The organism is Bifidobacterium sp. POST2/T3 (B1) (genome assembly GCF_058197115.1).
Genome location: NZ_JBVPQK010000412.1, coordinates 1 through 2,283, shown reverse-complemented (window position 1 = coordinate 2,283; position 2,283 = coordinate 1). Strand labels below are relative to the sequence as shown.

Sequence of the window (2,283 nt, the reverse complement as noted above, 5' to 3'; positions counted from 1 at the left end):
TTCCTTGGAAGATTCAGCGGCTGCGGCCGTAGGCGAATGGATCGGCAGGTCCTCCAACAGGTTACGCATGGCTTCGATGAGGGCGCGCCCATGTCCGGATTCGTCGCAGGTCGTCCAGATGACGCGGATTCCTTCGAGTTCGGGCAGCGGAAGACGATCCTCTTCGGCCGGGACTTCAATCAATGCCACCCCGTCGCCCTGCCAGTGGTCGCGGATTAGGCTGTCCATTATGGCGGCGATGGCTGGTACCGCTGTCTCATCGCCCACCAGGAGAAGATGTCTGGACTGACCCGGGTGAAAGTCCATCCCAGCGACCGGTCCTCCGGCCTGCGCATTAGGACCGATGATGATGGCCTGGTCGCCAGGTTTTGCAGCCTCTGCAAAGGCTCCAGCAGGTCCGGCATGATCGTGGATGACGAAGTCCACATCTATTTGCTCGCTCTCGGGCCTGACCTTGCGAACCGTATAGGTGCGCATGGGATTGCGACTCTCTGCGGGCAGGGTCCTCCACTTTTGATACCAGGCGAGCGGATCCTCAGGGGTCGCCTCAAAGAAGGAAGGGGGCGGCACGGATCCATCGGGAAGGGGCAAAAGGATTTTGATTCGCTCATCGTACCCGGCGTCTGCAAAAATCTTCAGATCCGGTCCCTGGAAGACGATTCGCTTGAAGTGGGGCGAGAGCGTTTCTGCTCTGGCTACGGAGACACGGAAGGGGATCAAGGGTACAGGATGATTGTCGGCTTGGCGTTCCACGGCTGGCTCTCTTTCGGTTGAGGTTTATGGGTCGATCTTGGTGTCGGGTTGTCGTCGTTCAGGTTGTGGCAGTTTGTGACTTTGTGGCTTGAGACCTCGCGGTTCAGGACGTCGGGGTAAGCGATGTGGGGAGCAGGACGAGTGGTTTTACATCATTGGGTTGTTTGGTGTCATCCTGCCGAGTCATCCCAGTGTACGTGTACATTGCAAGCCCCGCCAGAGTGTGCTTCGAGACTATGGAGGGGTGTCGGGGTCATCAAGGGGGCACCGGTGGACCCATCGGTCACCACAGTGGAAGCGATGTCGAATACCTCGCTGACCAGGTTCTTCGTCATGACCTCATCGGGAGCGCCCAGGGCGGCCATCCGGCCATCTTTGATGGCCAGGATCCAATCCGAGTATCTGGCGGCCATGTTCAGGTCGTGGAGAACCATGACCACCGTGACGCCTTCCTGCCTGTTCAGGGTGCTCAGCAGGTCAAGCACCTCAAGCTGGTAGGCGATGTCCAGGTAGGTGGTCGGCTCGTCAAGAAGGAGTATGTCGGTCTGCTGGGCCAGGGTCAGGGCAATCCAGGCGCGCTGGCGTTGGCCTCCGGACAGGCGGTCGATTGGGCACCCCGCCATATCGGCCAGTCCGGTCAGGGCGAGGGCTCGTTCCACTGCCTTTTCATCCTTGGTGGTCCACCGTTCGACGAAGTGGTGGTGGGGATATCGGCCGCGAGCAACTAGGTCGGCGATGGTGATGCCGGCGGGGGCTGACGGGTTCTGCGGTAGCAGCCCCAGAATCGTCGCCACCTTGCGGGTGGGCATGCTGGTGATGGGTTCTCCGTCCAGCGTGACGGCCCCCGACGCCGGTTTCAGAATCCTAGCCATGGCCTTGAGAAAGGTCGACTTCCCGCACCCGTTGGGTCCGATGATGGATCCCATCGTGTGTGGAGGTATATCAAGACTCAGGTCCTCGATGACCGTACGTCCGCCATAGGTGAGGCGAAGGTGCGAGGCGGCCAGCCGATGCTCGCTGCTCCAGGAGTTGTGTGCCGGGGGTGACGTCATGATGTTCAGAGCTCCTGTCTGCGGGTCATGAGGACCATGATCGCGATGAGGACGGGTCCGCCCACAATGCTGGTGATGATGCCGACCGGCACCTGGGCCGAGGGCAGATGTTGGGCGACGATGTCCGAACCCAGAACCAGGCAACCTCCTACCAGGCCTGACTGGATAAGGGCTGATGCTCCCCGGCCGACCAGGACCGTGGCGATGGGGCCGGAGAGGAACGAAACGAAGGAGATGGGACCGGTAGTCGCTGTTGCGACGGACAGGAGCAGCACGCCTACGATAATCACCTGAAACTGAACACGGCTTACCCTGACGCCCAGTCCTGCGGCCATCTCCGGTCCCAGCTGTAGGGTGCTGATATTCCTGTCGAGTGCCAACAAGAGCGTGGCGCCGAGCAAGGTTGTTGTTGCCAGTATCGGCAGATCGGTCCACTGGGCATCGGCCAGGCTGCCCGTCAGCCATCTGGTCGCAGCCT

3 protein-coding genes are annotated in these 2,283 nt (G+C 60.8%); all 3 read right to left on the bottom strand.

What is annotated here, in order from left to right:
- On the bottom strand, positions 1-753 hold a 753-nt coding region (locus AC0AP0_RS12270), incomplete at its 3' end, for a siderophore-interacting protein (RefSeq protein WP_490430684.1).
- A 170-nt stretch (positions 754-923) separates the two neighbouring features.
- On the bottom strand, positions 924-1,805 hold the full coding sequence (locus tag AC0AP0_RS12265) for an ABC transporter ATP-binding protein (RefSeq protein WP_490430683.1): 882 nt from the start codon (positions 1,803-1,805) through the stop codon (positions 924-926).
- Between the two features lie 5 nt (positions 1,806-1,810).
- Positions 1,811-2,283 (bottom strand): iron chelate uptake ABC transporter family permease subunit (locus AC0AP0_RS12260; RefSeq protein WP_490430682.1); only part of this gene is annotated, 473 nt, incomplete at its 5' end.